We start from the raw sequence: 23771 nt of genomic DNA on the forward strand, positions 1-23771 counted from the left end.
CGCAGGCGAGGCTCAGCCGCTGAAGGGAAGCGCTACGTGAGTAAACGGCCCATCGGCGACTATGCAGTGCTCTCGGACTGCCGGTCAGCGGCGCTGGTCAGTATCGCAGGGTCCGTGGACTGGCTGTGCCTCCCGCGTTTCGACGGCCCGGCGGTCTTCGCACGGCTGCTGGACCAGGACGCGGGTCACTGGTCGATCCGCCCAGTCGAGGCGGCCGAGGTGAGCCGCCGCTACCTGCCGCAGACCCTCGTCCTGGAAACGACCTTCTGTACGCCGACCGGGACGGCGGTGCTGCTCGACGCGTTCGCCCTGGGCAAGCGCGAGCGCGGCCACGCCATGGGAAAGTCCTCCCCAGGAGTGCTGCTGCGCCAGATCACCTGCACACACGGACAACTTGACGTCGCCGTCGACTACGCCCCGCGTCCGGAGTTCGGGCTGGTCCAGCCCGTCATGGCGCCGGTCCACGGCGGTCTGGAGGCGCGCGGCGGCGCTCACGTCCTGATGCTGTCCACCAGCCTCACCCTGCAGGTGTCGGGTTCCACTGCCCGCGGCGAGATCGCGCTGAAGGCCGGGGACCGCCTCGACCTCGCGCTGACCGCGACGCCGGCATGGGAACAGGGCCCCAAGCCGTGGCCCGGCCGCCGCGTCCGCTCCCGGCTGGACGACACCGCTGCGGGCTGGCGTTCCTGGTCCGCGCTCCACGACGCCTACACAGGCCCCTGGCAGGAACAGGTCCGCCACAGCGGCCGCGTGCTGCGCGCGCTGACCTACGTCCCGAGCGGAGCCATCGTCGCGGCGCCGACCACCTCGCTGCCCGAGCGGATCGGCGGCATCCGCAACTGGGACTACCGCTACACCTGGGTACGTGACGCCAGCCTCACCCTCCAGGCCCTGGCCACCGCCGCCTGCAAGCAGGAGAAAGGCGACTTCTTCACCTTCCTCGCCCAAGCCGCCGCCACACAGCTGGAACGAGGCGTCGACCTCCAGGTCATGTACGGCATCGGCGGAGAGCACGACCTGAGCGAACGCGTGCTGCCGCACCTGTCCGGCTGGCGCGGCAGCGCCCCGGTGCGCGTCGGCAACGGCGCATGGCGCCAATGCCAGCTCGACGTCTACGGCGAACTCCTGGACGCGGCCCACCAGACACTGCCGCCCGACGTGCCGCTCGACCCGCCCATCCGTTCCTTCCTGCGTCAGTGCGCTGAAGCAGCCGCACACCGCTGGACCGAGCCCGACCAGGGCATCTGGGAGGGACGCGGACCAGCCCGCCACTTCCTGCACTCCAAACTCATGTGCTGGGTCGCACTGGACCGCGCTATCGATCTGGCGCCCGCCCTGAACGCCCAAGACCGCGTCACCGACTGGCAGCACATTCGCGAACAGATCCGCGAGGCCATCGAGAACCAGGGATTCAACCGCCAGGCCAGGGCATTCACCCAGACATTCGGCAGCCGGCAACTTGACGCCTCCGCGCTGATGCTGCCCCTCGTCGGTTTCCTCCCGGGCACGGACCCCCGCGTGCGCTCCACCGTCGAGACGATCGCACGACAGCTGACCGATTCTCGCGGCCTGGTAAGGCGCTATCTCCAGGACGACATCGACAACGACGAGGGCACCTTCCTGCTGTGCACCTTCTGGCTCGCCCAAGCCCTCGCCGAGACCAGCCAGATCACACGCGCCCGCCAGGTCTTCGAAAGGGCACTCAGCCACGCCAACGACATCGGCCTCCTCCCCGAAGAAGTGGACACCCGCACCGGCGAAGCCCTCGGGAACTTCCCTCAAGCCTTCAGCCACATCGGCCTCATCAACGCAGCCCGCGCCATCCGCGCCGCCGAAGCGGCCCCCCAACCGGCTGGAGGCACACACCCATAACAGCCACCTGCGGAAGGTCGCTCTCCCTGACCGAGAAGCACGCCCTGGACTTCACCGTCCTCAGCGACGTCGGCTCCGACACCGCCAAGGCGTACGGCCTCGCCTTCGACCTGCCCGACGGCCTCGCCGCCATCTACGACAAGCTCGGCTTCAACCTCCAGCGCGTCAACGGCGTCCACCCGCGACGCTCCCGCTCCCGGCGACGTACGTCATCGACCCAGGCGGCCCCATCCGCTGGGCGTTCGCCGACACCGACTACACCAAGCGGGCCGAACCGGCCGACATCAGCGCCGCACTCGACGCCCTGCGCTGAGGCGCCGCCGCCATGAGGAGGTCGACCGCGTAACGTTCCTCCACCACGTCATCGGGAAACATTTCGCGCAGCCGTACCCGCTCCTCCGCCAGGAAGCCACGGACGCGATCCTCCCCCAGCACGAGAAGCGCCGACCGACTGCCGATGTTGGCGAGATGGATGTCCAACGGCACGGTCCGGCTCCAGCACAGCTGACGGCGTGCGGCCCGCAGACCCGCGAAACCGGCAAGTCCGATGGCCTCCTCGTCGCCAGGACGGGTTCGGGCGCGCGCCCGCACGCCACAGAAGCGCGCGATGCGCTCGTGCTGTGCTGCGATCCACGGCACATCGAAGGCCGTGGTGTTCCACCACACCGCGAGCACACCCCCTCCCCGGAGCACGCGCAGCGCCTCGGGGACGGAGCGGGCGGTGTCGGTCCACTGCCACGCCTGCGCATACGTGATCACGTCGAGACAACCGTCACGCAGGGGAAGGGCGTTGCCGTCGCCACGCACGATGGGGAGATCGGGGTGGTCAGTACGGCACTGTGCCGCCATGCCTGCACCCGGCTCAACGGCGAGCACGTCGGCGCCTCGCTCGCGCAACAGGACGGTGGCGATGCCGCTACCTGCGCCGACATCCGCCACCCGAGCGTCCCCCAGGGAGCGCCCGAGGAATGCCTCAATCTCGTCCAGCACGGCGGATGGGTAAGACGGTCGACTCGCCGCGTACTGCGCGGCGACCCCATCGAACGACTGGGCACGCGTCACAGCAGCCATGACCACATCCTCACACGTCACCAGGGCCTGGCTGGGGCGGATGCCAGTGGTGGATGGCAAGGACCTCACCGTTTCCTGGGAGCCGTCTGGGAGCCAACCCGCTCCCCGAACCCGCGCGACACCCCGCGAGCCGGCCCGAACCCGAGCCCCTGACCGTCCACCTGAAGGTGGGCACTTCTCAACCTTCCACGGATCGTTTGGCGCGGCCGGACCTCACCGATACAGTCCCACCGAAGCGAATCACTGGCCGAAGAAGCTCAACCGAACCTGGCGGTTGGCATTATCCCGATTCGTGTCCGCCAACCTCCGCAAAGACAACTCAAGGTTAACCGGGTTCCGGACACACAACCAGCGCCGACGCCGCGGACGTCCCATCGCCGGCCGACCGCAGCGGCTGGAGCACCTGCAAGGTGCACAACAAGTCGAGCTACTGTTGCCCGTCGCACTGGCAGCCCGGGTTCCTTGCCAGACACCCGATCAGAAGTCGGTGCGCTTCGTTACCACGATCGTTGTCTCCGCAAGCGCCGTTCCCACCGGCGACCTCCACGGGTCACCTATTGCCCGAGTAGGAGTGCGCGCCGGTCCCGGCCCAGGGCGCCGCCGTCGACGATGAGTACGCGTCGCGGATCTCTCAACCTGAGTCGCCCCCTGCCCGGCGAGAGCTCGGCGCCACAGGCAGGAGTGCGCCAGATCGTCTGCCCCTTGCAGGCGAAGCCGGTGCCCTGCGAACCGGCACACCGCGTCACTCCGAAGGAATGCGAAACTCGAATTCAGGACGGTCCCACGGCACGGCGGGCGGGTTCGCGAGCGCGGTCCCGGTCCGCACCGCACCGACGCGGTGGTAGAAGTCCTCGGCGGGAAGGTGCGACACGACCTTGACACGGTCGATGCCGGCGGCACGGGCCTCGGACTGCATGTGCGCGACGAGCAGCCGTCCAATACCACGTCCTTGCGCTTCGTCGGCGACGAACAGCAGGTCGAGCTCCGGTGGAACGAGGACGAGCGAGTAGAACCCGAGGACCCGGCCTCCGTGCTCGTCGGCGCCGACGGCCACGAAGGCGCGGTGGGCCTCGATGTAATCAGGACCGACCCGGTAGCCCGCCACTGCGGCTGCGTACTTACCCTCGTAGGCGCCTGAGCCACGCACGAGCCGCGTGAGCCGTTTGGCATCCCGCGCGACTGCCCTCCGTATCGTGATCGGCTGGCTGATCGGGGAAGTGCGTGAACTCATCGGGAGAGTATTTCGCACCGGGCAGTGCCTTCCCGCGGCGGGTCGGCTGCTCGGGCAGGCGTTCCTGCACCGCTCCCGGGAACCGCTTGCCCAGGCCCCGATCGGCCACGTCACTGCCGCCGAATCGGCCGCCGGGAGCACTGCCGAGCTCACGTGACCAGTCGGCCAGGGCCTGGGCCAGGCGATTCCGGACGGCAGTCAGGCAGACGCGCCGTGCAGCAGGATCGCGTTGATGAAGTCCGGGGCCTGACGGGCGCCCATGTGGCCTTCGAGTGTCAGCTCCCATGCGGTCTCGGCCAGGCCGCAGAACGTCGAGGCCAGCCAGGTGGCCGGCATGTCGCCCCGCAGCAGCCCCGATTTCTGGCCGCGTTCCATGAGCTTGACGGTCCGGATGAAGATCGCCTTGGCCCGCGTGCTGGCCTCGGGCAGACCCGAGACGTCGGGGTCGACGTAGACCAGGTTCCACAGTTGGGCAAAAGGCGTGTACGCGGCAACCAGCGCGGCCAGCACCTGCTCCATGGGCGCGGCGTCGCCCTCGGCCTGGGCCAGGACCCGGTCGCAGTCGTCCAGGATCTTCTCGGCCATCGCCTGCACCAGGAGCTTACGGGTGGGGAAATGGCGGACCAGGGTCGCCCGGCTGATGCCCGCGCGTGCAGCGATGACCTGCATGGACGCCGCCCGGTCCTTGGCGAGGACCGGGATTGCCGAGTCCAGCACCTCTGCCGCGTCGGTACGCATCGTCGAACCAATCCCCAATGCCTCTATTGACACACTGATGTTTCAATTGCATGCTCTGCAGTATCAGCCTCATTGTACTGAGGCGGTCCCCGGCTGGATCGGGGACCTCACTGGAGCCTGCGCGGCTTCTTCGCCAACGGGCAGACCGCCGAACGCAACGGAGCGTTCATCGGCATTCCTGCAAGAGCCCGTGTCAGATCGCAGATCGGTTGTCATTCATGACGATGCACCGCCGGCGTTTCCTGCAGAGTGCAAGCCTGGGCCTGCCCGGCCTCGCCGCTCTCACCTCCCTGACCGCCTGCAAAGCCAGCGCGACCGGTACAACCAGCAGTGAAGGGGTGATCGTCATCGGTGCCGGGATCAGCGGTCTTGCCGCAGCCCGCCACCTGGCCGGCCAGGGGGAGGACGTGGTGGTCCTCGAAGCGCGCGACCGAATCGGCGGCCGCATCTGGACCAGCGAGAAGTGGGCCGGTGTGCCGCTCGACCTCGGGGCCTCATGGATCCACGGCATCAACGACAATCCCATCGCCGCACTGGCCGAGAAGGCCAAAGCGCGGACGGTCGTGACCAACCCCGACAGCTCCACCGACTACCTCGCCGACGGTGCCCGGGCGAAGGCGATCGCGGGCTGGCAGAGCAAAATGGGGGACGCTCTGGCCTCGTACCAGGACGACGCGGACAAGGACGCGTCGGTGCGCGGCGTGGTGGAGCGTGCGCTGGGCTGGTCCTCACTGTCGGAGGACGACAAGGCCCTGATCTCGTTCGGGCTGAACGACTACGAGCACGAGTACTCGGGCAGCGTGGACCAGATGTCGGCCCTGTACTTCGACAGCGGCGCGGACATCAAGGGCAAGGACGTGCTGTTCCCGCGCGGCTACCACCAGATCACCGATCTGCTCGCCTCCGGGCTGTCCATCCGGACCGGGCAGGTCGTCAAGCACATCGACTGGAACTCCAGCGACGTGACAGTCGGCACCGACACGGACACGTTCCACGCCGGGCATGTGGTGGTGACGCTGCCGCTGGGCGTACTGCAGAGCGGCGCGGTCACGTTCGGCCCCGGCCTGCCCGCGTCCAAGCGCACCGCGATCGACAAGCTCGGCATGGGCGTGCTCAACAAGTGCTACCTGCGCTTTCCCGAGGTGTTCTGGCCGGACACCGACTGGATGACTTACGTGCCGAATGTGGACGAGTACGGCCAGTGGGAACAGTGGATCAACATCACCCGTCCCACCGGCCAGCCCGTGCTGCTCGGCTTCAACGCCGCCGACTTCGGCCGCACGATCGAAGGCTGGAGCGACACCCGGATCGTCGACAGCGCCATGGGGACGCTGAAAGCCATCTTCGGCAGTGGCATCCCCGCGCCTCTGGGCTACCAGATCACCCGCTGGGCGTCCGACCCGTACGCGCGAGGCTCGTACTCGTACAACAAGATCGGCTCCACACCTGCCATGCGTGACCATCTCGCGGCCAGCGTGGACGACCGTGTGCACTTCGCCGGCGAGGCGACGCACCGCGCCTCCTACCAAACCGTCCACGGCGCCTACCTGTCGGGAATCCGCGCCGCGAAGGAAATCGCTGATTGAAACAGCGGACTGAAACAGCTGGCAGTTACGTGAAATCACTCGCGAGGCGGGCGGTTTCATACGGGACCCATGGGCTTTGGGGATCAGCGGCACCAGATGATCGAGACAAGGATGAAGTGACCGATACTCCGTCGGCACGATCAGGCGGTGGCATGGCTGCAGGCGTGAGAGGACTCGGGGCGGGCGCCGACGACGATTGACGCCTACGCCCGGGGGCTGGCCGAGTACCTGGGGTTCGGTGGCGGCGGGCAGCAGCGTGGGCTGGTGCGGAAACTGATGAAGCTTCTCTGGATCCCCAGCGACGAGCAGTGGCGGCGCGTCCCGACTGCTGTCCACTTTCGCCCATAGCGGGTCAGGGTTTCACCTCGTCTGCCGTGTCAAGTCCGACAACTCTGGAGATGCGCGGTCGGCGGACACAGGGTCTGCCGGCCCGGCAGAATGGATGTGTGTCATGAACAACAAGGATCTGGTTCTCAAGGCCGTAGGTGAGCTGTTCGGCGACAAGGACCCCTCCGCGGTGGACCGCTGGGTCTCGCCGACGTACAAGCAGCACAGCACGCTGGCCGCCGACGGCCCCGAGGCTCTGCGCGAACTGATCTCCTCGCTGCCCGCGGACTTCCGCTACGAGGGCGCCCGGGTCATCGCCGACGGAGACGTGGTTGCGCTGCACGGGGTCTACCACGGCTTCGGCCCCGAGCCACTGGTCGCCTTCGACATCTACCGCGTGGAGAACGGCAAGCTCGCCGAGCACTGGGACGCCCTGGTGCCGGTGGTCAGGGACACCGTCAGCGGCCGCTCCCAGACCGACGGCCCTGCCCGGGTCGGCGACCTGGGCAGCACCGAGGCGAACCGCAAGCTGGTCGCGGAGTACGCGGAGAAGATCCTCAAGGGCGCCGAATACTCGCTGGTGACCGACTACACCTCCACCGAGACCTACCTCCAGCACAACCCGGAGGCCGGTGACGGTCTGGACGGCTTCGGAGTGGCCGCCGCCAAGTGGGCCGAGCAGGGCAAGAACGTCGTCTACAAGACGATCCACAAGGTCATCGCAGAGGGTGACTTCGCTCTGGTGCAGGCCGAGGGTGAGTTCGGCGTGCCGGTCGTCTACTACGACCTGTTCCGCCTCGCCGACGGGAAGATCGTCGAGCACTGGGATGCCATCCAGGAGGTCCCCGCTGAACTGCCCCACAGCAACGGCCTGTTCTAAGAGAATTAGCTTCGGAGCCGACGGAGGCAGGTCACGCGGCAGGCCAGTTCCAGCAGGCCGTGGACGTCCGCTCACGGACGCGGAGTCGGCGGAATCGGCCATGCAGACGGGGGCTCCATGACCCAGCGGTTGCCGCCAAGCCGGGATCCGTAGGCGACACCCCGGTGTGCGTTCTTCGAGTGTTGCACCGCTCGTAGGGAGAGAGGCGTCGGCACTTGTCGCAGTCACCGCCGCTGCCTTGGGACGCGCCCGGTCGACCGGGGACGGACCGAGACGGTCAACCCTTTGAGGACCCTGCTGTGCGAGCCGTCCATCGCGGGATGAGTGAGGAACGCGATCGGCGCGGCTCGGCCGGCGGAACCAAACGGTGGGCATTGCTTGTTGGGCTGCCTACGAGCTGATCGGGTGCTGGGTGGCGCGACAATGTGTGCGCGCACCGGGTGCCGTGCTCGATGAAATCCACGGTGCAACCAGCGGCCTGAACCACGAGTCGTCGGGTCAGGCGCATCGCCACAGCCTCAGCCGGTCCTCCGGATCAGCGAACAGTCACCTGCCGGGCAGGCAGAACGTGAGGCGAAGCCGGCAGGCCCGGGCAGGTGACAAAGCCTTCCGACACCCACACGCCATACCACAACCGACCCCTCTCGTGAGGAAACCCAGGACTCATGGCCGCACCCATGACCGATGCCGAATGGCGCTCCTTCGTCAGCGAAGGCACCCGGACCGCGAAAATCGCCACCACCCGGGCCGACGGGCGCCCACACGTGGCCCCCGTCTGGTTCCTGTTGGACGGCGACGACCTCGTGTTCAACACCGGCAAGAACACTGTCAAGGGCCGCACCCTGATCCGCGACGGGCGCCTCGCCCTGTGTGTTGACGATGATCAGCCGCCGTTCTCCTTCGTCGTCATCGACGGCCGGGCGCAGGTGAGCGAGGATTTGCCGCAGGTGCGCGCTTGGGCGACCCGGATCGCTGCCCGCTACGTGGGGGAGGACCGTGCAGCAGAGTACGCCGTCCGCAACAGCGTGCCCGGGATTCTCCTGGTGCGGGTGTCGATCGACAAGGTCCTGGCCGTCAGCGGCGTAGCCGACTGACGCGAGAGGGCGCGCTTTGGTCCACGGCTCCGGGTACGAACGGACCACGGGGCCCGGCTGCTCCGGCCGCACCACTCGACGCCGCGTCGATCAGCGAGGCGAAGGCCATAGCCGAGCGGTCCAAGCCTTGGTCCGGGAGGCATACGACCGCATGACCGGTCCAGGGCCCACGGAGATTTCGTTGGACGGCTGCCAAAGCGCCGTGCGCGCGGGCAGGACGCTCGCCGGTCGACCTCGGCGACCAGGGCCTAGCGCTGCTTGCCTCACAAACGGCCGGCACACGCCGCTGGGCATGGTCTCGGTCGGCCAAGCAGCACGACTCCCGGTTGCTCGGTCCTGCCTTCCACGTCGTGCAGGCATCAGCCAGGTGCCCTGCCCGAGCAGGTGAACGCCAACCTCGATCGCGGCCACGACAGCGACGTGGCCCGTCTCTTGCCGACGGAGGCGGGCTTCACTGGTGAGACCGTCCGACAGGGCGTGCCCGCCCGCAGGGTGTCGGAATCGGTGGGTGAGGAGCGCACCCAGCCTCCTGGATGAACGGCTTCGGCAAGCTACGTCGCTGCATCGAGAAGGGCGCTGTGCCCTCGGCTTCTCTCTCCATCTCACCGCCGCCCTCGTCACGCTCCGCATGCCGATATGAGCACCTTCCGCTCAGGCAAGTACTTCCACTCGCCCCCACGACTACCGAGAGATGGCCCGTGCCCCTTGAACCCGACGCCGAGCAGGCGGCCCGCGCCCTGGAGGAAGTCCAGCGTCGCCGCGACCAGGCGATAGACGCGCAACGTCAACCCCGATGGTTCTCGATGGCCTGGGGCTTCTACCTATACCTGGTCCTCTCCTCACCCGACCTTCTGCCCTTGCTCCACCTGGAACGGTGGTGGATGTGGTGGGACGGGATTCTCGGCATCTTGACGGTTGTGTTCCTCGCGGGCCAATTCACGCGGCAGGGGCGCGGCCTGCTCGGTCTTCCCCCCGAGCTGCTGCCGCAGGGGATCATCCCGACGGGGTCGACGGAGCAGCGCTCTCCCTGGATCGGACTCCTCGTCGTGGTGAGCGTGGTGGGTGCGGTCTCCGTGGGAAGTGTCGCGATCTTGTCCTACGTCCCCGGCTGGCACTTGCTGCTGGGAATCGCCGTGGGACTGGCGGCGATGTTCCCGTCCAAGGGGCGGTTCGAGCGACTCAAGCAGCTCAGCCAGGACGGCGGACGCCGGTGACCTCTCCTGAACTCGACCAGTTGTTGCTGGATCCCACACGCCTGTCGATCACGGCGTTGCTGGCGGCATGCGGAAGCGGATCAGGGCGGGGGCTTGCGCATGCCCACTACCGCCCTTGCAGAGGGTCGCTGCGCTGCGGGCCGGTAGTCGCACAGAGCAGATTCCGCTCGTCGGTCAGGTGCACGAGATCCGGCCGCGGGGTCACTCGCGTCGGAGTCAACCATCGCGGGACGGTCCGCGCGCGCTGACCGGTCTGCCCGTAAGTCCAGGTCACGGTCTTCGTCTCGACCGGGGCAGATATGACCTCCCGGCCCTCCGGCAGGGTGCGGGGATGAGTCAGAACGCGTCGAGAGCATCTACTCGTCGGACGCCGGGGCGGAGAGCATCCCTGGTGCTCTTCCTCGGGCGACCTCGCGGAAGCTCAGTGGTGTCCCCCCGTCGCGTTTCCGGAAGAACTTCGTGAAGTCGCTGGGGTCGGGGAAGCCCAGCCGGCGGGATATCTCCGCGGAGGTGGCGTCGGTGTGGACCAGGAGCCGTCTGGCTTCCAGGAGGATGCGGGCGTCGAGGTACTGCTTGGCGGTCGAACCGGTCGCAGCCTGTGCGGCGCGGGACAGGGTGCGGACGCTGTAGCCGAGTGCGGCGGCGAAGTCATTGACGTGGTGGGAGCTTGCGAAGTCGCGTTCCACGGCGACACGGAAGCTGCGGAAGACCTCGCTGTCCGACCCGAGCGATGCGGGGGCCGGGCAGGCGTGGGCGAGACGCAGCAGGAGGACGCTGAGGAGGTGGCGCAGCGTGTCGATGTGGGCGTCGAGGGGAATCGAGGCCAGGTCACCGTACTCGTGGACGAGGTGGCGCAGTGCGAGGCCGGCGGATCGGGCGTGCCGTCCGGTGAGGAGCATGGGCGAGTCGTTGTGGAGGGGCTCGGCGGCGACGAAGCCGGGTTGCCAGATGACGATGGTGCCCCGCGCCGCGGCGTGATCACGGGGGACGTACTGGTGGACCTGGCCGGCTCGGACCCAGAGCCAGGAGCCCGAGTCCAGTGTGTAGTCCCGAAAGTCCACGGTGTGGCGCACCGGGCCCTGCCTGACGTGGATCAGATGGTGGAAGGCCGGCCGGAGCGGCGCCGACAGGTCCAGTCCCCTCCGGTTCACGCGTTTGGACAGTTCGGCGAAGTCGAGGACGTCCATCCCGATGGGCGCGCTCAGCGAGGGCCGGTATGACACGTCGGCGACGGAGAGCTGTCGGTTTTTTCCCATGACTGGTCTCCAGGCTACCCGCCCGCGCCGTCGAACGGCCCATAGCGTCGAAAGCGAGGGAGCGCGGAAGCAAGGAGTTGATCGACGTGCGACTCATCGTGGGGATGACCGGAGCCACTGGTGCCGTACTCGGGCTTCGGCTGTTGCAGCAGCTGGCCGAGTATCCCGAGGTGGAGACCCATCTGGTGCTCAGCCGTTGGGCGCGGACCACCATCGAGCTGGAGACCGGCCGCAGCGTCCGCGAGGTCGCGGATCTCGCCGATGTCGTACACAACCCCGAGGACCAAGGCGCCACCATCGCGTCGGGCTCGTTCCGGACCGACGGCATGGTGATCGTGCCGTGCTCCATGAAGACGCTGGCCGGCATCCGCGCGGGCTACGCCGACGGTCTCGTCGGCCGCGCCGCGGACGTGGTGCTGAAAGAGCGGCGCCCATTGGTGCTCGTACCGCGCGAGACGCCGCTCAGTGAGATTCATCTGGAGAACATGCTCGACCTGGCCCGCAAGGGGGTGCGGATCGTGCCGCCCATGCCCGCTTTTTACAACCATCCCGCCTCGGTCGACGACATCGTCGAGCACATCACCACCCGCATCCTCGACCAGTTCGCGCTGCCCACCCCCACCGCCAGGCGCTGGGAGGGCATGCGTGCCGCCCGGACCGCCCCCGTCCACCCCGTCGCTTGAGAAAGAGCCGCACATGGCATACGACGACCTGCGCAGCTTCCTGGAAACGCTGGAGAAGGAGGGCCAGTTGCTGAAGATCAGCGAGGAGATCCCGGCCGAACCCGACCTTGCCGCCGCGGCCAATGCGGCCGGCCGGATCGGCGAGGGAGCCCCCGCCCTGTACTTCGACAACGTGACCGGGTTTCACGACGCCCGGATCGTCATGAACGTCCACGGGTCCTGGCGCAACCACGCCCTCGCACTCGGACTGCCTCCAGGCACCCCGGTCAGGGGCCAGGTCGAAGAGTTCGCGCGCCGCTGGGACGCCTTCCCCATCGCGCCCGAGCGTCGCGAGGACGCGCCCTGGCGTGAGAACACCGTGGCGGGCGCGGACGTCGACCTGTTCCAGATCCTCCCGCTGTTCCGTCTGAACGACGGTGACGGCGGCTTCTACCTGGACAAGTCCGCCGTCGTCTCCCGCGACCCGCAGGACCCGGATCACTTCGGCAAGCAGAACGTCGGCATCTACCGGATCGAGGTCATCGGCCGCAACCGGCTCGCCATCCAGCCGGTTCCGATGCACGACGTGGCCCTGCATCTGCGCAAGGCCGAGGGCCTTGGCGAGGACCTGCCCATCGCGATCACCCTGGGAAACGACCCGGTGATGACCATGGTGGCCGGCATGCCGATGGGCTACGACCAGTCCGAATACGAGATGGCCGGTGCCCTGCGGGGCGCTCCCGCACCCATCGCCACGGCACCGCTGACCGGATTCGACGTCCCGTGGGGCTCCGAGGTGGTCATCGAAGGGGTGATCGAGAGCCGCAAGCGCCAGATCGAGGGCCCCTTCGGCGAGTTCACCGGCCATTACTCCGGCGGCCGACGGATGCCGGTGATCCGCATCGACCGCGTCTCCTACCGCACGGATCCGATCTTCGAATCGCTCTACCTGGGCATGCCGTGGACGGAGGTGGACTACCTGGTCGGAGCGAACACCTGCGTCCCGTTGCTGAAGCAGCTGCGCGCCGAATTCCCCGAAGTGCAGGCGGTCAACGCGATGTACACGCACGGCCTGTCCGTGATCATCTCCACGAAGAAGCGCTACGGCGGCTTCGCCAAGGCGGTCGGCATGCGCGCGATGACCACCCCTCACGGCCTCGGCTATGTGAGCCAGGTGATCCTCGTCGACGAGGACGTCGACCCCTTCAACCTGCCGCAGGTGATGTGGGCGATGTCGTGCAAGGTCAATCCCGCGGACGATGTGGTCGTCATCCCGAACCTGTCCGTCATGGAACTGGCACCGGCCGCCTCCCCGGTCGGCATCACCAGCAAGATGATCACCGATGCCACGACGCCCGTCTCGCCGGACGACCGCGGCAACTTCAGTACGCCGGTACGCGATCTGCCGGAGACCAAGGAGTGGACCGAGCGCCTCCGGTCTCTGATCGCCGCCCGCTGAGAACAGCCGAGGAACCCACTGATGGAATCCCCCCTGATCTGCCCCCGTTGTGCACACGACATCATCGAGACCATCACCACCTCCCCGGTCCCCGGTGCGTGGGACGTGCTCCAGTGCGGCCGCTGTCTCTACATGTGGCGCACCACCGAACCCGCCCGCCGAACCCGGCGCGACGCCTACCCCGTTGAGTTCCGGTTGACCCCGGCGGACATCGACAACTCCCCGGAGGTGCCCGCCATCCCGCCTGTGCAAGCCCACTGAACCGGCCGCTCACGCCAACGACCACGCCCCGCGGCCCACGCCACCAGGCACGCGGAAGACGTTCGTCACGACGCCACACCGACCGGACCCGAGGCCGCGGCGACGCCCCCCCCGGGGGGCCGACAGCCGACCTGCCCGCAACAGAACAGGAACCAACGTTGAACTCCACCATCCTTGATGACGCGCCATGGCAGGGCCGACTCTTCACCGGTTCATGGTGTGACGCCCACGGCGGAGTGAACACGGTCCTCGAACCCGCGACCGGAGCCCCCCTCGCCACCGTGGGCGCCGCCGGCATCGAGGACCTGACCCACTCGGTCGAGCAGGCGCGCGATGCCCAACGCTCATGGGCAGCGGCCCCGTACAGCGTACGCGCCGCGGTACTGCGCCGCGCGGGCGAACTGTGGCAGCAACACAGCCAGGAGACCGCACGCTGGCTGATCCGCGAAGCCGGCGCCACTCGCGCCAAAGCAGCGTACGAGGTCCAGGGCGCAGCAGCCGAGTGCTTCGAGGCGTCCAGCCTGCCCTCACTTCCGCTCGGTGAAGTGATCCCCAGCGAACGTGCCTGGATGAGCATGACCCGCAGGGTCCCGGTAGGCGTGGTCGCCGTGATCGCTCCGTTCAACGCTCCCCTGAAGCTCGCCATCCGCTCGGTGGCACCGGCCCTTGCCCTCGGCAACGCCGTCGTCCTCAAACCGGATCCGCGCACCGCCGTATCGGGCGGTGTGACGATCGCCCGCATCTTCGAGGAAGCGGGGCTGCCAGCAGGAGTCCTGCACGTGCTGCCCGGCGGAGGGGACATCGGCTCGGCGCTGGTGGACCACCCGGCTGTGCGCGCCGTTTCCTTCACCGGATCCACCGCCGCGGGCCGCGCGGTCGGGCAGATCGCCGCGCGTCGCTTCATCCATACCCACCTCGAACTGGGCGGCAACAACGCGCTGATCGTCTTGGAGGATGCCGATCTCGACCGAGCTGTCGGTGCGGCGATGCAGGGCACGTTCTTCCATCAAGGGCAGGTCTGCATGGCCAGCGGTCGGCACCTGGTGCACGAGTCGATCTACGAGGAGTTCGTACAGCTGCTCGCCGAACGCACCGCGCAACTGACCGTTGGTGACCCAACCGTTGAAGACGTCGCGCTGGGGCCGATCATCGACGAGCGGCAGCGCGACAAGATCCACGCACTCGTCACCAGCAGCGTCAACGCCGGCGCCACGCTCAAGACCGGCGGCAGCTTCGAGGGCCTCTTCTACCGGCCGGCCGTGCTGGCGGACAGCGGCCCGGGAATCCCCGCATACGACAGCGAAGTCTTCGGCCCAGTGGCCGCAGTCGCCCGCTTCAGCACTCTCGATGAGGCCGCCCACCTGGCCGCAGCCAGCGAGTACGGACTCTCCCTGGGCATCCTCACCTCCGACGTCGCCGCCGGACTGGCGCTGGCCGAACGCATCCCGACGGGAACGGCTCACATCAACGACCAGACGGTCAACGACGAGGCCAACGCACCGTTCGGCGGCATGTTCGATTCGGGAACCGCGACGCGCTTCGGCGGCGCCCAGGCCAACATCGAGGCTTACACCGAAACTCGATGGATGACCGTCCGTCAGGAAATTCCTGGCTATGCGATGTAGCAACCAGGAGGAGCCGAGAGCCTCAACCCTGGGCCAGCCGGACAATGCTCCTGGGCAACGGCCTGTCTGCCGCATCCATCGCGGGTCGACTGGCACACCTGACTCCTGGAACCACGCGGCACGCCCACCCGCCCTCTGCGTAAGCACACCGCGCGCCAGGTCGATTGACCAAGATCCGCACCAATCCCGGACCATTATGCAACCCGACGGTCCAAGACGGTCGTTTCCGCAGGCCAATGCAGCGGCCTGCTCGTACCACCAGCAGACGAAGAACCTGCTAGGCGTTCCGCCAATGCTGCCAAGCATGGCCGCTTGGCACCACGAGATTGTCGGCCACTCTGCCTCATCGGCTCAGTCATCAAACCGCCTGACAAGGTTGCTGCTCGCACGGCGGTCACCCCAGGAAGCTCAACCGCACCCGACGGTCTGTGTTATTCGTGTTCGTGTCCACGAGGCACACCGACTGCCAGGTGCCCAGTTCCAGGTGTCCGCCGACGACCGGAAGGGTCGCGTGCGGCGGGACGAAGGCCGGGAGGACGTGGTCACGGCCGTGTCCCGGGCTGCCGTGCCGGTGCTGCCAGCGGTCGTCGGCGGGGAGCAGGGCGTGCAGGGCGGCGAGGAGGTCGTCGTCGCTGCCGGATCCCGTCTCGATGACGGCGATACCGGCGGTCGCGTGGGGCACGAAGATGTTCAGCAGACCGTCGCGGCCGGCCGCAGCCTCGCTCAGGAACTCCTCGCACTCGGAGGTCAGATCGACGACCCGTTCCCGGGAACCGGTGGCGATGTGCAGCATCCGTGTGGTGAAGGCATCTGGCATGCCCCCAATCCTGGCCCATACGCCGGTTTCACACGTCGTGGCACGACCGTTTCCCGATACGAGGGGTTCACCGGGCGAGAGGTCGTCGACCGTGGCGCGCTCACCCGGCTTCGTTCAGCCGCGCGGTGCGTTCTCGGCCAAGGCCATCTCGCTGCGGCGCGTCGCGGCCGGGCTGTTGTTCGGCACCGTCACCGGGGCGGCCGGACCGCGCCGGCAGCGGGTGCCGACCGGCCGGGAAGACCGGTGACGTGCCCGCTGTTGGCAGGGGGGTGAACGAAACACGCGAGGTGGAGGTAGTCGTCGCAGGCGCCGGACAGGCCGGACTGTCCAGCGCCTATCACCTGCGGCGCACCGGTTTCGAACCGGACCGCGACTTCGTGGTCCTCGACCACTCCCCCGGGCCGGGCGGCGCCTGGCAGTTCCGCTGGCCGTCGTTGACGTACGGCAAGGTGCACGGGATGCACTCGCTGCCCGGCATGGAGTTGACGGACCCCGATCCGGCGCGGCCCTCGGCGGAGGTCCTCCGCACGTACTTCGACCGGTACGAGCGCACCTTCGGCCTGCGGGTACGGCGGCCCGTCGACGTGACGGCCGTTCGCGAGGGCGAGGACGGACGGCTGCTCGTGGAGACTTCGGACGGGACCTGGTCGACTCGCGCGCTGATCAACGCCACCGGGACCTGGGACCGGCCGTTCTGGCCCCGCTATCCCGGCCAGGAGACCTTCCGGGGGCGGCAGCTGCACACCGCGCAGTACCCCGGGCCCGAGGAGTTCGCCGGGAAGCGGGTCGTGGTCGTGGGCGGCGGTGCGTCCGGCACCCAGCATCTGCTGGAGATCGCCCCGTACGCGGCCGCCGCCACCTGGGTGACCCGGCGGCCCCCGGTCTTCCGCGAGGGCCCGTTCGGCGAGGAGGTCGGCCGTGCGGCCGTGGCCCTGGTGGAGGAGCGGGTACGGCAGGGTCTGCCGCCGAGAAGCGTGGTCTCCGTCACCGGGCTTCCGCTCAATGACGCGATCCGGCAGGGCCTGGCGGACGGGATCCTGGACCGGCAGCCGATGTTCGACCGGATCACCCCGGACGGGGTGGAGTGGGACGGGGGACCGCACCGTCGGCACGTCTGCGCCGACGTCATTCTCTGGGCCACCGGGTTCCGGGCCGCGCTCGATCATCTGAGGCCGCTGCGGCTGCGTGAACCGGGTGGCGGGATCCGGGTCGAGGGAACCCGCGCGGTCGCCGACCCGCGCGTCCATCTCGTCGGCTACGGGCCCTCGGCCAGCACCATCGGCGCCAACCGCGCCGGGCGCGCGGCCGTGCGGGACATCAGACGGCTGCTGGCCGAGGAGCCGCTCGCCGCGTGAGGGCCCGCCGGCTCAGCGGGGCGGCTGTGTCTGTACGGGCGGAGTCTGCGGGGGCGAAAGCTGCTGCGGGGTCTGTGAGGGCGGGAGCTGCTGCGGGCTGTAGCCGGGGTTCTGGGGCTGCCCCGTGGCCTGCTGGTTGGGGGGCTGCGCCGTCGTCTGCTGACTGGGGGGCTGCGCCGTCGTCTGCTGACCGGCGTTGAACTGGGCCACGTTGCGCTGGTGCTCGGAGTAGTCGGCGGTGAAGCGGGTGTCGCCGGGTTTGACCGTGACGAAGTACAGCCAGTTGCCGGGCGGCGGGTTGATCGCTGCGCGCAGGGCGTCCCCACCGGGGTTGTCGATCGGGGTGGGCGGCAGACCCATGCGCTGGTAGGAGTTGTACGGGCTCTGAAAGTGGGTGTCGTCGACGCTGGTGTGGACGGTGTTGCGGTTCAGCACGTAGTTGATGGTGGAGTCCATCTGCAGGGGCATGCCCTTCTGCAACCGGTTGAAGATGACCCGCGCGACCTTTCCCATGTCGGCCTTGGTGGCGGCCTCGGCCTGGACGATGCTGGCGATGGTGACGGTCTGATAGACGTTCATCGCGTTGCGCTGGGCCCCGGCCGCGATCGGCGGCCCGCCGAATCTCGCCCCGGCCGTGTCGACCATGAACCTCAGCAGTGACTCGGGGGTGGCGCCCTTCTTCACGGGATATGTCGCGGGGAAGAGGTAGCCCTCAGGGTTGCCCCCGGCCTGGCTCGGCAGCTTCAGGGCGGCCTTGCCGAGGGAGTTCCGGGTGCTGCCCGGGGGCAGTTTGAGGGCCTTGTCGACGGCGCCGTAGACCTGACTGGCGCGCCAGCCCTCCGGGATGACGAGCATGGCGGGCTTCGGCTCCTTGTGGCCGCGTGCCAGGCTCAGCAGCGGCACCACCACGGCGGTGCCGGCCAGGGCGGCGCCGGTCACCAGGAGGACGAGCTTGCCCCGGCGCGTCAGTCGCATCGTGCTCTGTCGCGGAGTGTTCATCTGCATGCGGGCACGGTAATACGCCAATCACCATAAACCCGACATATCGACAGCCTGTCGGCCAGGGCACCACGTCAGCCGATCGGCCCGAGCACCGTGTCAGCCCGCCGGTTCCAGCTGCGCGTCACGGCGAACCAGGGCCGCGTACCGCCCGTCCAGCTCCAGCAGTTCCTCGTGGGTGCCCCGCTCGGCGGCCCGGCCGGAGTCCAGGACGACGATCTGGTCGGCGCCACGGACGGTGGACAGGCGGTGCGCGATGGTCAGGGTCGTCCGGTCCGCCGACAGGGCGTCGATGGCATCCTGCACCGCGGCTTCGGTGCGGTTGTCCAGGGCGCTGGTCGCCTCGTCGAGGATGAGCACCGGCGGGTCGCGCAGGATGGTGCGGGCTATCGCCAGGCGCTGCTTCTCGCCACCCGAGAAGCGGTGCCCGCGTTCGCCGACGACGGTGTCGTAGCCGTCGGGCAGCGCGGCTATGTGGTCGTGGATCTGGGCGGCCCGGGCCGCCGCGTGCAGTTCGTCGTCGGTGGCGTCCGGCTTGGCGAAGCGCAGGTTGTCGGCGACCGAGGCGTGGAAGAGGTACGTCTCCTGCGAGACGACGCCGACCGCGCGGGCGAGGGTGTCGAAGTCGAGGTCGCGCACGTCGACGCCGTCGATGGTGACGCGGCCGCCGGTGACGTCGTAGAGGCGGGGCACCAGGTAGCCGAGCGTGGACTTGCCGGCGCCGGTCGGGCCGACGACCGCGAGGCTGCCGCCGGCCGGGACGGTGACGTCGATGCCGTCGAGGACCGGGCCGCCCTTGCCGTCGTAGCGGAACTCGACGTCCTCGAAGCGGACTTCGCCCTTGATCTGGTCGAGGTGGACCGGCTCCTCGCGCTCGGTGATGTCGATGGGCAGGTCCAGGTACTCGAAGATGCGCTGGAAGAGCGCGAGCGAGGTCTGGATCTGGACGCCGGTCGCCAGCAGGCTCACGGCCGGGCGGAACAGGCCCTGCTGGAGCGAGACGAACGCGACGATGGTGCCGAGCGAGACCTGCGGGCCGCCGAGCTGGAGGGCGAGTCCCGCGGTCCAGTAGATGACGGCGGGCATCGCGGCCATGACGATCGTGATCACGGCCGTGCGCCAGCGCCCGGCCATGTTCGACTTCACTTCGAGGTCGACCAGCCGCTCGGACTCCTCCGCGAAGGACCCCGTGAGCGAGTCGGAGCGGCCCATCGTGCGGCCGAGCAGGATGCCGCTGACGGACAGCGACTCGGTGACCGTGGCGGCCATCGCGGCCATCTGCTTCTGCCGCTGGGTGGTGATCTTCTTTCGCTCGTTGCCGACACGGCGGCTGATCCACACGAAGGCGGGGAGCAGGAGCAGCGAGACGATCGTCAGGCGCCAGTCCAGGGCGATCATCGCGACGATCGTGGCGACGACGCTGGTCACGTTGGAGACGAGGGAGGTGGCGGTGGAGGTGACGGTGGCCTGCATGCCGCCGATGTCGTTGGCGATGCGGGACTGCACCTCGCCGGTGCGGGTGCGGGTGAAGAAGGCGAGCGACATGCGCTGCAGGCGGCCGTAGACGGCGGTGCGCAGATCGTGCATGACGCGCTGGCCGACGGTGGTCGAGATCAGCGTCTGGAGCACGCCGAAGACGCTGGAGAGGACCGCGCTGAGGATCATGCCGAGCGCGAGCAGGCTGAGCAGGCCGGTGCGGCCGTCGGGGATCGCGACGTCGAGGGTCTCCCTGAGGAGGAACGGCGTGGCCACCGAGACCAGCGAGGAGGCGCCGACGAGGAGGCCGACGATCGCGAGCCGCCCGCGATAGGGACGGAAGAGCTTCAGGATGCGGCGGACCTGCCGGGGCTGCGCTTCGGCGTCGGCAGGCGGGGTCCAGGAGGGTTCACGGTCGGGATGCATGGGCTCCTACGGAGATGAACGGGCGTCGGCGCGAAGAACGGCCGACGACGACTGACGGATCATAGCTCATTGTTACCTATGCTCACAATGAACGGCATCCTGATATTGTTCCCGCATGACCACCCCAGACCCCGAGGGCCTGCTCGCCGAGCAGTTGCTGCGGCTCACCCGCCGGGTGCACCGCATCCAGAAGCGCCACCTGGAGCGGCGCGAGCTGGGCGTCACCCCGGCCCAGTCCCGGCTGCTGCGCACCCTCGCGCACTACGGCTCGCCGCCGCGCATGGCCGACCTCGCCGAGCGCCTGGAGGTGGTGCCGCGCGCGGTGACGACGCTGGTCGACGGGCTGGAGGCGAGCGGCAAGGTGCGCCGGGTGCCGGATCCGTCGAACCGCAGGGTGACCCGGATCGAGCTGACGGACGAGGGCCGGACGACCCTGCGCGAACTGCGCGGCGCGCGCCGCTCGGCGGCCGAGGAGATCCTCGCCCCGCTGACCGAGAAGGAGCGCCAGGTCCTCGGGGTGCTGCTGGACACCCTCGTCGACGGGGAGACGGCCAAGCCCTGCTGAACGGCCACGGCTCCCGCTCCTCGATATCCGGAGCGGGAGCCGCGTGCGGTCACCGACATGTCGCCCGAGGCCTCAGCAGCGGTTGCGGTCCTCCGTCAGCACCCCTTGAGCGGTCGCCAGCGAACGGTCGTAGCAGCCGTCCGAGCCGTATCGGCGATAGCGCTCGCTCGACGTGCCGACCGCGTGCCGCTGTTCGCGCGGGACGTTGATCGTGTACGCGGCGTCGCCGCTGTAGGTGTCGTCGAACCGCGACCACGCGGTGCGCCGGCCGCCCTGCCGTTCCACGGCCGTCGCCCGGTCGCCGAGGGTCAGCACGGTGCGCAGCCGGTCGTCCGTGCCGAGGGTCGTGGCGCCGTTCATCGTGTACGTCCGGTGCGTGTGTGTCGTTCGTGCGGGCCCCTGTCCCCGGACGCGGACCGTCTCGTCGTCCGTCCAGGTCGCGTCCAGCCCGTCCGTGTTCTCGCCGTCGGTCCAGCGGTGCGCGGAGGTGTTCGCGAGCGTACGGGTGACCGTGGTGGTCACACGGCCGTGCGAGGTGTTCACGTATCCGGAGACCGTGAGCCGGTGGCCCGCCTCGGTGTCGACGCGGTTCTCGGATCCGGGAGTGTAGGCGGAGGAGTTGGCGAGGTCCGTCGCCCTGTCCACGGTGAGCCCGCCGGTAACGTGCGCGCGGTGGGCGTCCTGCCAGACCAGGACGTTCACGGGCGTGCTCCAGCCGGACTGCCCCGCCGGCACGCCCACGACCGAGACCTCGACGCGGTGCGGACGGCCGTCGTTCAGGAGCCCGGCGAAGGGCGTGAGATCGTACTCGATCGGCCTGACGTCGAAGGCGCGCGGGCCCGGGACGACGTACCAGAGGAAGGGGTTGGACCAGCCGCCGGTCCACACGTTCGGGAACGGCGCGGCGATTCCGGCCAGGTTCCCGTCGACCTTGATCTGCACCTCGCGGTACGGCCCGTGGTCGGCCTTGCATGAGTAGGACGCCGGGTCGGCCACGGTCAGGTACCAGAACTCCTCGCAGCCGCCGCCGGATCCGGTGGCGTACACCTCGGCGACGATGCGCTCGCTGTTGCGCGGGGTGGTGAGGGTCGCGCCGTCGGGCGAGCCGGCGAGGGTGAGGACGCGGTCGGGGGCCGGGACCTCGGGGCGGCCGGCGTAGAAGGTGAGCGTCACCTTGACGTCGATGACGCCGGTGTAGGTGTCGTCCACGACGTTCCCGATGAGCATCTCGACGTCCTGCGGGCCGCGGAAGGTGTCGCTGTAGCGGGTGACGTCCTTCTCCACGTGCCACTCGATGCCGTCCGGTGACGGCTCGGGCGTCGAGGTGCGCAGGATCTCGACCCCGCCCACGTGCAGATAGCCGAGACGGTCGTACTGACGGCCCTTCACCTTGCCGTCGAGGCGCAGGACGACCTTGCTCCAGCGGTCGCCGCAGCCCTTCGGCGGCGTGTACGCGCCCCGGTAGGGGGTGAAGTCGCGGAACTGGGTCTCGGCGAGGGTGACCCGGCAGGACCTGGTGTGCGCCCGGTCGACGGGCGGGGCGGCGGTCACCGGGTCGTGCCAGTCGGTGCCGAACTCGGCCGGAACGTCCCCGGTTCGGGCCGCCGCCTCAGCGGCGGTGGTCCCGGTGCCGAAGAGCGTGCTCGCCAGGAGGGTCGCCCCGGCAAGCATGGACATGACTAACCGTCTTCTCATGGCCGGTGTTCTACGGGGAGTCGGTGCCGCCCCGCAATGAGGCGTCCCGCCATCCGTGTCAGCTCATCAGGTCCGCCCGGTCTCCCATCACCACGACGGGATGCCGGTGCGGGTCGAGCGTGCGCAGCAGGTACTCCATGGCCGACCGGGACATGCTGACGCAGCCCGACGTACCGCTGCCGTGGTCCATATGCAGCCAGATGCTCCCGCCCTTCGCCTCGCCCTCGGGGCGCGTCGGATCGTTCGGCGGGGAGCCCTTGACGCGGTTGTAGTCGATGGCGACGACGTAGTCGAAGTCGTGCCAGTGCGACTTGGCCCACCAGCGCGGGGCGGCAAAAGAAGGGTCCTGTGTGTACGGCAGTCGGGCGCCCGGATCCTTGAGTACGCCGCCCGCGTCGCTGAGGGTGAACACGCCGACGGGGCTGCGCCGGTCGCCGGAGCGGTGGTCGGTGGTCCAGCCCCTCTTGCCGTTGTGCGCGGGCCAACTGCGGGTCCGCCGCCATACCGTGCCGTGCTTGGCGTAGAGCACGACCGTGGAGTCCGCCGAGTCCTTGCCGTCGCCGTAGACGGCCACCACCTGACTGGAGTCGGCCGGAATGCGCCGCTGCAGGCGCGCGCCGACGCCTTGGATGCCGTGCGGGCGATGGCTGGCCGTCCCGGCCCGCCCGGCCCGGCCGCCGGGCGCGGGGCTGCCGTTGCCGCGTCCCGCCGCGCCGCACGCGGACAGGGCCGCCAGGAAGGTTCCGAAAGCCGCCACCATGATCGTTGCACGCCGCACACTGTCTATCCGCACGCGACCATGGTCGCATCGCGTGCCGACCGGCTGTGCGACCTCCCCGGCATTCGCCGAGCCGGATCACAGGACCTCCGAAGGACTTCCGAAGGGCTTCCGAAGGACTTCCGGACGCGGGTCACTCCGAGCGACGGCACCTGGCCGGAACCCGGCGGATTTCGGAGGCCGTCGGGGAAAACCGGTTGAAATTCGGCACTCCGCGACGCGACCCTGTCACCGCTTGTCACCACCGCCCCGCCCTGCCACCAACCGCGCCCCCGCCCCGCCCCCCTATGACCCCCCCCCCCCGACACCGGGCCCACGGCGCTGATTCAGATAAAAAAACATAACGAAGCCCACCCCCCCCTACCAGTGGCACCCGCGGGGGGA

General features: G+C 69.0%; 22 protein-coding genes and 1 pseudogene. 14 read left to right on the forward strand and 9 right to left on the reverse strand.

Features of this window, described 5'->3' with window-relative positions:
• The first annotated feature begins 36 nt into the window (after window positions 1-36).
• Window positions 37-1872, forward strand: a complete 1836-nt coding sequence (locus AB0H32_RS17850) for a glycoside hydrolase family 15 protein (RefSeq protein WP_361120817.1) — start codon at window positions 37-39, stop codon at window positions 1870-1872.
• 17 nt (window positions 1873-1889) lie between these two features.
• A pseudogene (locus AB0H32_RS17855) lies at window positions 1890-2185 on the forward strand (redoxin domain-containing protein); the annotation flags it as partial.
• On the opposite strand, the gene AB0H32_RS17860 reads toward AB0H32_RS17855, so the two are convergent.
• On the reverse strand, window positions 2128-2943 hold the full coding sequence (locus AB0H32_RS17860) for a methyltransferase domain-containing protein (RefSeq protein ID WP_361120820.1): 816 nt from the start codon (window positions 2941-2943) through the stop codon (window positions 2128-2130). The pseudogene AB0H32_RS17855 and the gene AB0H32_RS17860 sit on opposite strands and share 58 nt — an antisense overlap.
• Window positions 2944-3685: 742 nt before the next feature.
• Window positions 3686-4174, reverse strand: a complete 489-nt coding sequence (locus AB0H32_RS17865; RefSeq protein WP_079147091.1) for a GNAT family N-acetyltransferase — start codon at window positions 4172-4174, stop codon at window positions 3686-3688.
• Between AB0H32_RS17865 and AB0H32_RS17870 the strand changes: the two genes are divergently transcribed.
• Window positions 4137-4331, forward strand: coding sequence for a hypothetical protein (locus AB0H32_RS17870; protein WP_361120870.1), 195 nt, complete (start codon window positions 4137-4139; stop codon window positions 4329-4331). The genes AB0H32_RS17865 and AB0H32_RS17870 overlap by 38 nt on opposite strands.
• A 41-nt stretch (window positions 4332-4372) precedes the next feature.
• Here the strand turns inward: AB0H32_RS17870 and AB0H32_RS17875 are convergent, their stop codons facing one another.
• A complete protein-coding gene (locus AB0H32_RS17875) occupies window positions 4373-4912 on the reverse strand; it encodes a TetR/AcrR family transcriptional regulator (RefSeq protein ID WP_067310958.1) in 540 nt (179 codons plus the stop codon).
• Window positions 4913-5130: 218 nt separating this feature from the next.
• Between AB0H32_RS17875 and AB0H32_RS17880 the strand changes: the two genes are divergently transcribed.
• The 4 genes from AB0H32_RS17880 (at window position 5131) to AB0H32_RS17895 (ending at window position 10013) form a co-directional block, all read left to right on the forward strand.
• Window positions 5131-6498 (forward strand): NAD(P)/FAD-dependent oxidoreductase, encoded by a 1368-nt coding sequence (locus tag AB0H32_RS17880; RefSeq protein ID WP_361120825.1) that lies wholly within the window; start codon window positions 5131-5133, stop codon window positions 6496-6498.
• Between the two features lie 451 nt (window positions 6499-6949).
• On the forward strand, window positions 6950-7705 hold the full coding sequence (locus AB0H32_RS17885; RefSeq protein ID WP_361120828.1) for a nuclear transport factor 2 family protein: 756 nt from the start codon (window positions 6950-6952) through the stop codon (window positions 7703-7705).
• A 665-nt stretch (window positions 7706-8370) separates the two neighbouring features.
• Window positions 8371-8799, forward strand: coding sequence for a PPOX class F420-dependent oxidoreductase (locus tag AB0H32_RS17890; RefSeq protein WP_067310962.1), 429 nt, complete (start codon window positions 8371-8373; stop codon window positions 8797-8799).
• A 698-nt stretch (window positions 8800-9497) separates the two neighbouring features.
• Window positions 9498-10013 (forward strand): hypothetical protein, encoded by a 516-nt coding sequence (locus AB0H32_RS17895; RefSeq protein ID WP_361120831.1) that lies wholly within the window; start codon window positions 9498-9500, stop codon window positions 10011-10013.
• Window positions 10014-10369: 356 nt separating this feature from the next.
• Here AB0H32_RS17895 and AB0H32_RS17900 read toward each other — a convergent pair whose 3' ends face one another.
• Entirely contained in the window at window positions 10370-11269 is a 900-nt protein-coding gene (locus AB0H32_RS17900; RefSeq protein WP_067310967.1) for an AraC family transcriptional regulator, read from the reverse strand.
• Window positions 11270-11355: 86 nt separating this feature from the next.
• On the opposite strand from AB0H32_RS17900, the gene AB0H32_RS17905 reads away from it, so the two are divergent.
• From AB0H32_RS17905 to AB0H32_RS17920, 4 genes are all read left to right on the forward strand, one after another.
• Window positions 11356-11952 (forward strand): non-oxidative hydroxyarylic acid decarboxylases subunit B, encoded by a 597-nt coding sequence (locus AB0H32_RS17905; protein WP_067317976.1) that lies wholly within the window; start codon window positions 11356-11358, stop codon window positions 11950-11952.
• Window positions 11953-11965: 13 nt separating this feature from the next.
• The gene (locus tag AB0H32_RS17910; protein WP_361120835.1) at window positions 11966-13390 is read left to right on the forward strand and encodes a non-oxidative hydroxyarylic acid decarboxylases subunit C; all 1425 of its coding nucleotides are present in this window, start codon (window positions 11966-11968) and stop codon (window positions 13388-13390) included.
• 21 nt (window positions 13391-13411) lie between these two features.
• Window positions 13412-13651, forward strand: a complete 240-nt coding sequence (locus AB0H32_RS17915; RefSeq protein WP_361120837.1) for a non-oxidative hydroxyarylic acid decarboxylases subunit D — start codon at window positions 13412-13414, stop codon at window positions 13649-13651.
• A 158-nt stretch (window positions 13652-13809) separates the two neighbouring features.
• The gene (locus AB0H32_RS17920; RefSeq protein ID WP_361120840.1) at window positions 13810-15276 is read left to right on the forward strand and encodes a benzaldehyde dehydrogenase; all 1467 of its coding nucleotides are present in this window, start codon (window positions 13810-13812) and stop codon (window positions 15274-15276) included.
• A 394-nt stretch (window positions 15277-15670) separates the two neighbouring features.
• Here AB0H32_RS17920 and AB0H32_RS17925 read toward each other — a convergent pair whose 3' ends face one another.
• Window positions 15671-16093 carry a secondary thiamine-phosphate synthase enzyme YjbQ gene (locus AB0H32_RS17925; protein ID WP_361120843.1) on the reverse strand — a complete coding sequence of 141 codons (423 nt, stop codon included), beginning with the start codon at window positions 16091-16093 and terminating at the stop codon, window positions 15671-15673.
• A gap of 91 nt (window positions 16094-16184) precedes the next feature.
• Between AB0H32_RS17925 and AB0H32_RS17930 the strand changes: the two genes are divergently transcribed.
• Window positions 16185-16340 carry a hypothetical protein gene (locus AB0H32_RS17930; protein WP_361120846.1) on the forward strand — a complete coding sequence of 52 codons (156 nt, stop codon included), beginning with the start codon at window positions 16185-16187 and terminating at the stop codon, window positions 16338-16340.
• 22 nt (window positions 16341-16362) lie between these two features.
• On the forward strand, window positions 16363-17448 hold the full coding sequence (locus AB0H32_RS17935; protein ID WP_361120848.1) for an NAD(P)-binding domain-containing protein: 1086 nt from the start codon (window positions 16363-16365) through the stop codon (window positions 17446-17448).
• 12 nt (window positions 17449-17460) lie between these two features.
• On the opposite strand, the gene mltG is transcribed toward AB0H32_RS17935, so the two are convergent.
• Window positions 17461-18453: an endolytic transglycosylase MltG gene (gene mltG, locus AB0H32_RS17940; protein WP_361120851.1), complete on the reverse strand. Its 993-nt coding sequence runs from the start codon at window positions 18451-18453 to the stop codon at window positions 17461-17463.
• A gap of 93 nt (window positions 18454-18546) precedes the next feature.
• The gene (locus tag AB0H32_RS17945; RefSeq protein WP_361120854.1) at window positions 18547-20349 is read right to left on the reverse strand and encodes an ABC transporter ATP-binding protein; all 1803 of its coding nucleotides are present in this window, start codon (window positions 20347-20349) and stop codon (window positions 18547-18549) included.
• A 115-nt stretch (window positions 20350-20464) separates the two neighbouring features.
• Between AB0H32_RS17945 and AB0H32_RS17950 the strand changes: the two genes are divergently transcribed.
• Window positions 20465-20914 (forward strand): MarR family transcriptional regulator, encoded by a 450-nt coding sequence (locus AB0H32_RS17950; RefSeq protein ID WP_361120857.1) that lies wholly within the window; start codon window positions 20465-20467, stop codon window positions 20912-20914.
• Between the two features lie 72 nt (window positions 20915-20986).
• On the opposite strand, the gene AB0H32_RS17955 is transcribed toward AB0H32_RS17950, so the two are convergent.
• A complete protein-coding gene (locus AB0H32_RS17955; RefSeq protein WP_361120860.1) occupies window positions 20987-22609 on the reverse strand; it encodes a peptide-N4-asparagine amidase in 1623 nt (540 codons plus the stop codon).
• Between the two features lie 58 nt (window positions 22610-22667).
• Complete coding sequence (locus tag AB0H32_RS17960) at window positions 22668-23369, reverse strand: L,D-transpeptidase family protein (protein WP_361120865.1); 702 nt, start codon at window positions 23367-23369, stop codon at window positions 22668-22670.
• Between the last annotated feature and the right edge of the window lie 402 nt (window positions 23370-23771).

It is taken from the genome of Streptomyces sp. NPDC020362, from assembly GCF_040642095.1.
Lineage (GTDB): Bacteria > Actinomycetota > Actinomycetes > Streptomycetales > Streptomycetaceae > Streptomyces.

Excerpts from the sequence above, each read along its gene's own strand:
- AB0H32_RS17885 (WP_361120828.1), top strand. The coding sequence starts at position 6,950 with ATGAACAACAAGGATCTGGTTCTCAAGGCCGTAGGTGAGCTGTTCGGC.
- AB0H32_RS17880 (WP_361120825.1), top strand. The coding sequence starts at position 5,131 with ATGACGATGCACCGCCGGCGTTTCCTGCAGAGTGCAAGCCTGGGCCTG.
- AB0H32_RS17925 (WP_361120843.1), bottom strand. The coding sequence starts at position 16,093 with ATGCCAGATGCCTTCACCACACGGATGCTGCACATCGCCACCGGTTCC.
- AB0H32_RS17950 (WP_361120857.1), top strand. The coding sequence starts at position 20,465 with ATGACCACCCCAGACCCCGAGGGCCTGCTCGCCGAGCAGTTGCTGCGG.
- AB0H32_RS17960 (WP_361120865.1), bottom strand. The coding sequence starts at position 23,369 with ATGGTGGCGGCTTTCGGAACCTTCCTGGCGGCCCTGTCCGCGTGCGGC.
- AB0H32_RS17955 (WP_361120860.1), bottom strand. The coding sequence starts at position 22,609 with ATGAGAAGACGGTTAGTCATGTCCATGCTTGCCGGGGCGACCCTCCTG.
- AB0H32_RS17945 (WP_361120854.1), bottom strand. The coding sequence starts at position 20,349 with ATGCATCCCGACCGTGAACCCTCCTGGACCCCGCCTGCCGACGCCGAA.
- AB0H32_RS17860 (WP_361120820.1), bottom strand. The coding sequence starts at position 2,943 with ATGGCTGCTGTGACGCGTGCCCAGTCGTTCGATGGGGTCGCCGCGCAG.
- AB0H32_RS17900 (WP_067310967.1), bottom strand. The coding sequence starts at position 11,269 with ATGGGAAAAAACCGACAGCTCTCCGTCGCCGACGTGTCATACCGGCCC.
- mltG (WP_361120851.1), bottom strand. The coding sequence starts at position 18,453 with ATGCAGATGAACACTCCGCGACAGAGCACGATGCGACTGACGCGCCGG.
- AB0H32_RS17875 (WP_067310958.1), bottom strand. The coding sequence starts at position 4,912 with ATGCGTACCGACGCGGCAGAGGTGCTGGACTCGGCAATCCCGGTCCTC.
- AB0H32_RS17890 (WP_067310962.1), top strand. The coding sequence starts at position 8,371 with ATGGCCGCACCCATGACCGATGCCGAATGGCGCTCCTTCGTCAGCGAA.
- AB0H32_RS17915 (WP_361120837.1), top strand. The coding sequence starts at position 13,412 with ATGGAATCCCCCCTGATCTGCCCCCGTTGTGCACACGACATCATCGAG.
- AB0H32_RS17865 (WP_079147091.1), bottom strand. The coding sequence starts at position 4,174 with ATGAGTTCACGCACTTCCCCGATCAGCCAGCCGATCACGATACGGAGG.
- AB0H32_RS17910 (WP_361120835.1), top strand. The coding sequence starts at position 11,966 with ATGGCATACGACGACCTGCGCAGCTTCCTGGAAACGCTGGAGAAGGAG.